The following is an 8,472-nucleotide window of genomic DNA, read 5'->3' as shown; positions in this document are numbered from 1 at the left end:
GGGGGATAACGTCACAGTAGAAGGGGCGCTGATCACCCCGATCGCCATGGAAGATGGTCTTCGTTTTGCAATCCGCGAGGGTGGCAGAACCGTTGGTGCCGGCGTTATCAATAAGATTATTGAGTAGAAACCACTGAATTTTTAGTTTTTAAAGGAAAAAAGATTATGCGAGATATAATTTCACTCGGTTGTACTGAGTGCAAACGTAGGAATTACAGCACTACCAAGAATAAAAGGCAAACACCTCAGAAGTTGGAATTTAAAAAATATTGCCGATTCTGTAAGACGCATACTCTTCATAAAGAGACCAAATAATCTGAGGCTAGGCCAGTAGCTCTAATTGGTAGAGCACCGGACTCCAAATCCGGGGGCTGGGGGTTCGAATCCCTCCTGGCCTGCCATGATTTTCGGTATTCCGGTATCTGAAATTTGCATTGCTTGAAATTAAGCCATACAAGTACAGATAAAAACTATATGATTTCATAAGTGGTTCTGAAAACGGTCTGAAATGTTGCGGTTATGTCAATAAAAAAACTAGAAAAAAAACCGGTTAAAGTAAAAAAGCAGGTTGTGAAACCACAAGAAGATGCAAAAAACTTCAGTGTTTCCACTATTCGCGATTTTTTGACAGATGTTAAGAGTGAATGGGGGAAGGTCGCATGGCCGGACAAAAAACATACCATGGGTTCAACGGTAGTCGTTGTCATTTTGGTTATGCTTATTTCATTTTATCTAGGCGCTGTTGACTTACTGCTTGGGAAAATGGTTGAATTTATTTTAAGGTAAAAACGTGTAATAATTAGTCTGTGATCTTTCGTGAAACTGTTTGAGCATATTTATTGTTCAGATGGATCAGACTTACAGGGCTTCGAGGTATTCGAAGCTTTCATATTTAGACGGGATTCTAAGAGCAAGATATATGGCACGCCAATGGTACATATTACATACGTATTCCGGATTTGAAGAAAAAGTCAAATCCGCAATGCTGGAGCGAATTAAGACCGCTGGTCTTGAAGAATCTTTTGGCGAAATACTCGTTCCAACTGAACAAGTTGTTGAGATGATTAAAGGCGCAAAAAAGACTTCCTCTCGCAAATTTTTCCCCGGCTATATATTACTTAATGTCGATCTTAGCGATGAAACGTGGCATATCGTTCGTGGCACCCCGAAGGTAACCGGCTTTGTTGGTAATGACTTGAACCCTGAACCATTGCCCGATGATGAGGCAATGAAAATTATTGGCAGAATCAAGGATGGAGCAATAAAACCGAAACCCAAAGTCATGTATGAAATTGGCGATCCAGTTCGTGTAACTGATGGTCCGTTTACCAATTTTCAGGGTGTTGTCGACGAAGTAAATGCGGATAAAGGCCGGGTAAGGGTTCTGGTCAGTATTTTTGGACGGGAAACACCTGTGGAGCTTGAATTTATACAGGTTTCAAAAGGGTAATTGATTTCAGATTAATGATTTTTACCTATCAGAAGAATGATGTTGGTTGAATTGAGTAGGAGATACTAATGGCAAAAAAAATAACAGGATATATAAAGCTTCAGATACCGGCAGGGAAGGCAAATCCCTCCCCACCAGTCGGTCCGGCGTTAGGTCAGAAGGGTGTCAACATCATGGAGTTTTGCAAGGCATTCAACGCCAAAACACAGACCCAGGGTGACATGATAATCCCGGTTGTTATAACCGTGTATGCGGATCGATCTTTTTCTTTTATTACAAAGACGCCTCCCGCATCTAATTTATTATTCAAAGCATTGGGTTTAAAGAAAGGTTCGAGTAATCCCAAGAGGGAACGTGTATCGAAAATTTCTAAAAGCAAGATAAAAGAAATTGCTGAGATAAAAATGCCGGACCTGAATGCATATGATATTGATGCCGCAACAAAGATCATTGAAGGAACCGCAAGGAGTTGTGGCATAACGATTATAGATTGAGGTTTGTTTAACTGGTTTCTAAACTAGTAATATTTAGTGTCGCCTGTTTTTGTCAAAGCTGTAAATGTGCCAGAGTTGCTCTGATTATTCTTTTTTTCCCCAGCGGGCAGAGGAATTGCGATTTCGACATTTAATAGTAAACGATGATAACAGGATTAATAAATTCGGATTTGAATTTTGGAGTACATCATGGCTAAGAGAGGCAAGCAGTATACAGCAAACATTAAGGATATTGATTTATCGATAACTCGCAAACTTGATGAAGGCATTGATCTAGTATTAAAAACCAAATATGCAAAGTTTGATGAATCATTGGATATCGCTATTCGACTCGGTGTTGATCCTCGACATGCCGATCAAATGGTGAGGAGCAGTGTTATTTTGCCTAATGGTACGGGTAAAACCGAACGTGTTCTGGTGTTTGCCAAAGGTGAAAAAGAAAAAGAGGCACTTGATGCGGGCGCTGATTATGCCGGATCGGATGAATATGTCCAGAAAATCCAAGATGGTTGGCTGGAGTTTGATAGGACTATCGCAACTCCTGATATGATGGGCACTGTCGGTAAGATCGGAAGAATTCTCGGACCTAGAAATCTCATGCCTAACGCTAAACTTGGCACAGTTACCTTTGATATTGGAAGGGTTGTTAAGGAAATCAAATCCGGAAAGGTTGATTTTAAAGTTGATAAAGCCGGTGTTGTGCATGCAATGCTTGGTAAAGTGTCTTTCGGCGCGGCAAAGCTGCAGGAAAATGTTTTGGCTTTTATTGACAGGATTATCCAGTTGAAACCAGCTTCAAGCAAGGGTATTTATCTGATAGGTGTCAGTCTGTCCTCAACAATGGGACCCGGGGTTAAAATTGACCCTCTGGAAGTCAGGACATTATTAAAACAAGTCTAATTAAGATTACGGCTAAACTGTTAAGTTGCGCTGTGATGTAGTTTTAGAAGCAAGCAGATCAGAAGTCGAAGACAGCAGGTACTCCTTTTGGAGTTTAATCGATTTTTTACCTCTAAAAAATTGGCCGGCCGAGACGAGTAAATCGTTTAGATAATTAAGACGCGGGAATTTACTTGTTCAGGGAATATTCAATTTAGGTCCTTGAACACAAAAGAGATGATTTCCGCTCTATGATAGTCGACCTCGACTGCTTTTGACCCACAAATTCCAACGTTAAAAGGAGGAAGAGGACATTGAAACGAGATGAAAAGGCATCAATAGTCAGTGAGCTGAGTGATAAGTTCTCCAAGGCGAAAATTGCAATCGCCTCTGACTATCGGGGTCTGACCGTTACGGAGTTCCAGGAGGTACGCCGGGAGCTCAAAAAGAACCAAGCCGAAATTCGGGTTGCGAAGAATACGCTTTTAAAGCGAGCTGTTCAAGGCACTGAATTTGAGGGCATGCAGGGTTTTTTCACTGGGACAACCGCGGTAACGGTTTCCTATGGTGACCCTGTGGCTCCGGCCAAAGTCCTTGTTGCGTTCAGCAAGGATAAGAAAACCTTTGAAATTAAGGGAGCTGTTCTTGACGGAAAGACGATCAGCACCGAAGAACTTATTGCTTTATCTAAATTGCCGAGCAAAGAAATACTGCTTTCCCAGCTACTCTCAGTTATGCAGGCGGTACCTACCAGTTTCGTTAGAGTACTTAATGGGATACCACAAAAGTTTGTATATCTGCTGCAGGCTATCAGCGATCAGAAAAATTAATATAAATAATTCATATTTTACGTTTGGAGGAATATACCATGGCTATTACCAAAGAAGATGTAATTGAGTTTATTTCAAATATGAGTGTTCTTGATCTTTCAGGGCTCATAAAAGAAATGGAAGATAAATTCGGCGTGTCAGCTGCTGCTCCTGTCGCATTTGCTGCAGGTCCTGCTGTTGCTGATGCCGGTGCTGCTGTTGAAGAAAAGACCGAGTTTGATGTTATTCTTACCGGTGCAGGAGAAAAGAAGATCAGTGTAATTAAAGAAGTACGTGCAATCACCTCACTTGGCCTCAAAGAAGCCAAAGAGTTGGTTGAGGGTGCGCCTCAGCCTGTTAAGCAAGGGGTTTCCAAAGCTGAAGCTGAAGAAATCAAAGCCAAGATTGAGAGTGCCGGTGGTACTGTTGAATTAAAGTAATAATCCGGTCCAACTGTACGATTCGTAACCATTTCCCAAAAAGAACAAACTGAAATAATATTATTAATGAATTATCCCTTAGTGGGTAAAAAGCTTGAATCGAAGGACGCTACGGAGGAAGAAAATCCTCCGTAGCGTTGTTTCGTTCTTACGGTTGAGTAGAAGCACGGAAAGGGTTTGGACGTTCATCCCCCTGTTTTTATTGCCTCTTTACCTGTCGGCCTTAGCTGCCATAAACTTCTGTTCTTTTGTTTTAAATACATGAGGATATTTCTGAATGAAGACGATGAGAAGAGTCAGAAAGAGTTTTGCGAAATCTGAAGAGATTGTCGAAAAACCGCATCTTATTGAGATGCAAAAGGTTTCATACGAGAAATTCCTGCAGTTTAACACCCCTGAGGCTGATAGGACTGATAGTGGTTTACAGGGGATATTTAAAAGCGTTTTCCCGATTCAGGATTTTAACGGTGCATGCTCATTGGAGTTTGTCAAATATACATTTGGCGAGCCCAAGTATACCGTAGAAGAATGTGTCGAGAGAGGAATGACCTTCGAGGTTCCGATAAAAATAACGGTAAGACTTGTATCTTATGAACTGGATAATGATGGTGAGGTTCAGAATGTCAGGGATATAAAGGAACAGGAGGTCTATCTCGGAAGTATTCCCTTGATGACCCGGACCGGTGTATTTGTTGTCAATGGAACTGAGCGGGTCATCGTCAGCCAGTTGCAGCGTTCGCCCGGACTTTTCTATAGTCATGATTCCGGGAAAACTAGTTCCGGCGGGAAAATCCTGTATTCGGCAAGAATTATTCCGGTAAGGGGCTCATGGATAGATCTTGAGTTCGATGCCAAGGATATCCTCTATGTACGCATTGACCGGCGACGGAAATTTCCGGTTACCACACTGCTTAAAGCCTTGGGGTATTCCCCTGAAGAATTGTTGCAATATTATTATGGGATTGAGAAGATAACCATTTCTGGAAAGAAATTTACCAAGCAGTTTGACGAGGCAACTATTGTCGGTCAAAGAGTACCCAGTGATATCATCCATCCTAAAACCGGGGAAATTCTTGCTAAAAAGAACAGAAAAATCGGCAAGACCCTTGCGAGCAAAATTATTGAGGCCGGCATTGACACATTTCAGGTCGAAATTGATGAGATTATCGGCAAGGTTGTTGTCAGGGACCTAGTTGATCCGAAAACCGGTGAAGTAATTGTTCAGTGCAATGAAAAACTTTCTGAAACCGCACTGGATGAAATTATCGCCGCAAAGGTTAAAGAGTTTGAAGTACTCTACATGGATGGTTCAAAAGTTTCCGATTCTTTCCATAAAACTCTGGCCATGGACAAGGCAAGCACTACTGAAGAGGCTTTGGTTGAAATCTATCGCCGTCTTCGTCCAAGCAGTCCTCCGACAATAGAGGTGGCCACGACATTCTTTAATAATTTATTCTTTAATCCGGACACATATGACCTTTCTATTGTTGGTCGCTTTAAGATCAATGCCAGGTTGAACGTCAATATTGATGTCGAAATTTCTACCTTGAACAAAGAAGATATCATGCTGGCCGTCAGGCAGTTGGTGCGCCTGAAAGACAGTCAGGGTCCCATTGATGATATTGACCATCTTGGAAATCGTCGTGTTCGAACAGTAGGCGAGCTCATTGAAAATCAATACAGAATGGGTCTTGTCCGGATGGAAAGAGCTATCCGTGAGCGTATGAGTCTTCAGGAAGTTGAAACCTTGATGCCTCATGACCTGATTAATCCTAAACCGATCACCGCGGCGATTAAGGAATTTTTTGGCACCAGTCAGCTTTCACAGTTTATGGATCAGACAAATCCATTGTCCGAGGTTACCCATAAACGCCGATTGAGCGCTCTTGGACCCGGCGGACTTTCCCGCGAAAGGGCCGGTTTCGAGGTTCGCGATGTTCATCCCACACATTATGGAAGAATTTGTCCGGTTGAGACACCGGAAGGGCCAAATATCGGATTGATTGTTTCGCTTGCTGCTTACGCCCGTGTCAATAAATATGGCTTTATTGAGACGCCATATAGAAAAGTTGAGAAGCGGCGGGTCACCGATAATGTTGAATTTATGACCGCCCTTGATGAAAAAGATTTTGTAATCGCTCCGGCCAAGGTCGAAACGAACAGTAAGGGAAAAATTGTTCCCGATACAATTATTGCCAGGGAAGAAGGAGAGGTCATAATTACCTCCTCTGACCGGATTACTCATCAGGATGTTTCGCCGAATCAACTGGTCAGCGTTGCCGCCTCTTTAATCCCTTTTTTGGAAAATGATGATGCCAACCGTGCATTGATGGGTTCTAACATGCAGCGTCAGGGCGTGCCGTTATTGCGGTGTTCAGCCCCTCTTGTTGGTACCGGCCTTGAGAGCGCTGTTGCCAGAGATTCCGGGGTCTGCCTTCTTGCCGGTGGTAACGGCGTAGTGGAAGAAGTGGACGCAAACCGGGTAGTAGTTCGCTACCAAGAACCTGGAACCGATGGGTTTTCTTCCGGGGTCGGAATATATCGGCTGGATAAATACCGCAAATCAAATCAGAACACTTGTTTTAACCAGAAACCGGTTGTGTTGCCTGGACAGAAAATCTCCAAAGGTCAGGTGTTGGCTGACGGTCCCGCTTGCGACCAGGGTGAACTGGCGCTGGGGAAAAATGTGACCATAGCCTTTATGCCATGGCGCGGGTTCAACTTTGAGGATTCCATTCTTGTCAGCGAACGGCTTTTGAAAAACGATACTTACACCTCGGTGCATATTGAAGTATTTGAAACTGTTGCGCGGGATACAAAGCTCGGCAAGGAAGAAATTACCAGGGATATCCCGAATGTCAGTGAAGAGTCTTTGCGTAACCTTGACGACAGTGGTGTTGTGCGTATCGGCGCAGAAGTAAATCCTGGCGATACACTGGTTGGTAAAGTTACTCCGAAGGGTGAAACACAGCTTTCGCCTGAAGAAAAACTGCTTCGAGCGATATTTGGAGAAAAAGCCGGTGATGTTAAGGATACCTCACTGAGAGTCCCTCCTGGTGTGGAAGGATTTGTCATTGACGCGAAAGTATTTTCACGCAAAGGCGTTGAAAAGGATGAACGAGCTCAAGCCATTGATAAAGTAGAAATCAAAAGGCTGCAAAGAGACCTGGATGATGAATTGAATTCCCTTAAGAAAGGTGCCCGGGCCGGTCTTTCGGATCTTCTTACTGGGAAGACAGTGAAGACGTCGGTCAATATTAAAGATGGCACTGAAATTCTGGCAAAAGGTAAAAAAATTACTACGGAAGTCCTTGATCAAATGCCTCTGCGTGATATCCGCATGCTGGATTACACGGATCGCCAGAAACTGGAAGGCGAAGTAGAGCTGTTGTTCGAGAGATATAATAGCCAGGTTCAGACTGTCAAAGACGTCTATGAAGCCAGAATTTCCCGTCTCATGAAAGGAGATGATCTGCCTCCAGGTGTCATAAAGATGGTAAAGGTTTACGTGGCAATCAAACGTAAACTGTCTGTCGGCGATAAAATGGCCGGACGTCATGGAAATAAAGGTGTTGTCTCAAGAATACTTCCTGAAGAGGATATGCCGTATTTCGCAGATGGCTCTTCAGTGGATATCGTCCTTAACCCACTCGGTGTGCCTTCACGTATGAACGTCGGCCAGGTTCTCGAAACACATTTGGGGCTGGCAGCAATGAAACTAGGCGCCCGTCTGCAGGTGTTTGCTGAAAAGAACGAGATCAAGGCATTAAAGCAGCTTTTGCAAAAACATTATTCGAAAAAAGAATATGAAAAATTGACTGATGGACTTACTGATGCCGATATCATTGATCTGGCAAGGAAGATGGGAACCGGGATTAACATGGCAACGCCGGTATTTGACGGTGCCAATGAAGCGGAAATCCGTAGCCTGCTTGTCGATTCTGGAATTGACGAAATCGGCCAGTCAACCCTTTTTGATGGGTTGACCGGTGAGAAATTCGAAAATCAGGTCACCTATGGTGTGATGTATATGATGAAATTACATCATTTGGTTGATAACAAGATTCATGCCCGTTCAACAGGTCCATACTCGCTGGTTACTCAGCAGCCCTTGGGCGGTAAGGCTCAATTCGGTGGCCAGCGCCTCGGTGAAATGGAGGTTTGGGCTATGGAAGCTTACGGTGCCGCATATACCTTGAAGGAATTCCTTACGGTTAAATCGGATGATGTAAGCGGCCGGACCAAGATGTATGAGAAAATAGTTAAAGGAAATAATTTCCTTGAAGCGGGTCTTCCCGAGTCATTCCATGTTCTTGTTAAAGAGCTGCAGGGATTATGTCTCGATATGGAGCTGATCGACGAGTAACAAATCGTTGAACAGCAAAGTGTAACTTAATTGA

At 43.4% G+C, this 8,472-nt stretch carries 9 protein-coding genes and 1 tRNA gene; all 10 read left to right on the top strand.

Annotated elements, in window-relative coordinates:
• On the top strand, positions 1-127 hold a 127-nt coding region (gene tuf, locus KKE17_08780), incomplete at its 5' end, for an elongation factor Tu (protein ID MBU1710082.1).
• Between the two features lie 35 nt (positions 128-162).
• Positions 163-315: a 50S ribosomal protein L33 gene (rpmG, locus tag KKE17_08775; protein MBU1710081.1), complete on the top strand. Its 153-nt coding sequence runs from the start codon at positions 163-165 to the stop codon at positions 313-315.
• A gap of 9 nt (positions 316-324) precedes the next feature.
• Positions 325-401 (top strand) — tRNA-Trp (locus KKE17_08770).
• A gap of 118 nt (positions 402-519) precedes the next feature.
• Positions 520-786, top strand: a complete 267-nt coding sequence (gene secE / locus KKE17_08765; protein ID MBU1710080.1) for a preprotein translocase subunit SecE — start codon at positions 520-522, stop codon at positions 784-786.
• 133 nt (positions 787-919) lie between these two features.
• Positions 920-1,450, top strand: coding sequence for a transcription termination/antitermination protein NusG (nusG, locus tag KKE17_08760; protein ID MBU1710079.1), 531 nt, complete (start codon positions 920-922; stop codon positions 1,448-1,450).
• A gap of 68 nt (positions 1,451-1,518) precedes the next feature.
• Entirely contained in the window at positions 1,519-1,944 is a 426-nt protein-coding gene (gene rplK, locus KKE17_08755; GenBank protein ID MBU1710078.1) for a 50S ribosomal protein L11, read from the top strand.
• Between the two features lie 189 nt (positions 1,945-2,133).
• Complete coding sequence (rplA, locus tag KKE17_08750; GenBank protein ID MBU1710077.1) at positions 2,134-2,844, top strand: 50S ribosomal protein L1; 711 nt, start codon at positions 2,134-2,136, stop codon at positions 2,842-2,844.
• Between the two features lie 293 nt (positions 2,845-3,137).
• Complete coding sequence (gene rplJ / locus KKE17_08745) at positions 3,138-3,653, top strand: 50S ribosomal protein L10 (protein MBU1710076.1); 516 nt, start codon at positions 3,138-3,140, stop codon at positions 3,651-3,653.
• Between the two features lie 38 nt (positions 3,654-3,691).
• Entirely contained in the window at positions 3,692-4,072 is a 381-nt protein-coding gene (gene rplL / locus KKE17_08740) for a 50S ribosomal protein L7/L12 (GenBank protein ID MBU1710075.1), read from the top strand.
• A 286-nt stretch (positions 4,073-4,358) separates the two neighbouring features.
• Positions 4,359-8,438: a DNA-directed RNA polymerase subunit beta gene (gene rpoB, locus KKE17_08735; protein MBU1710074.1), complete on the top strand. Its 4,080-nt coding sequence runs from the start codon at positions 4,359-4,361 to the stop codon at positions 8,436-8,438.
• Positions 8,439-8,472: the final 34 nt, after the last annotated feature.

It is taken from the genome of Pseudomonadota bacterium (assembly GCA_018823135.1).
GTDB lineage: Bacteria > Desulfobacterota > Desulfobulbia > Desulfobulbales > CALZHT01 > JAHJJF01.
This window is presented reverse-complemented; position numbering and strand designations above follow the sequence as displayed.

What these genes read in the sequence shown, in the direction of transcription:
- secE (MBU1710080.1), top strand. Translation starts at nt 520, where the DNA reads ATGTCAATAAAAAAACTAGAAAAAAAACCGGTTAAAGTAAAAAAGCAG.
- nusG (MBU1710079.1), top strand. Translation starts at nt 920, where the DNA reads ATGGCACGCCAATGGTACATATTACATACGTATTCCGGATTTGAAGAA.
- rplK (MBU1710078.1), top strand. Translation starts at nt 1,519, where the DNA reads ATGGCAAAAAAAATAACAGGATATATAAAGCTTCAGATACCGGCAGGG.
- rplA (MBU1710077.1), top strand. Translation starts at nt 2,134, where the DNA reads ATGGCTAAGAGAGGCAAGCAGTATACAGCAAACATTAAGGATATTGAT.
- rplL (MBU1710075.1), top strand. Translation starts at nt 3,692, where the DNA reads ATGGCTATTACCAAAGAAGATGTAATTGAGTTTATTTCAAATATGAGT.
- rpoB (MBU1710074.1), top strand. Translation starts at nt 4,359, where the DNA reads ATGAGAAGAGTCAGAAAGAGTTTTGCGAAATCTGAAGAGATTGTCGAA.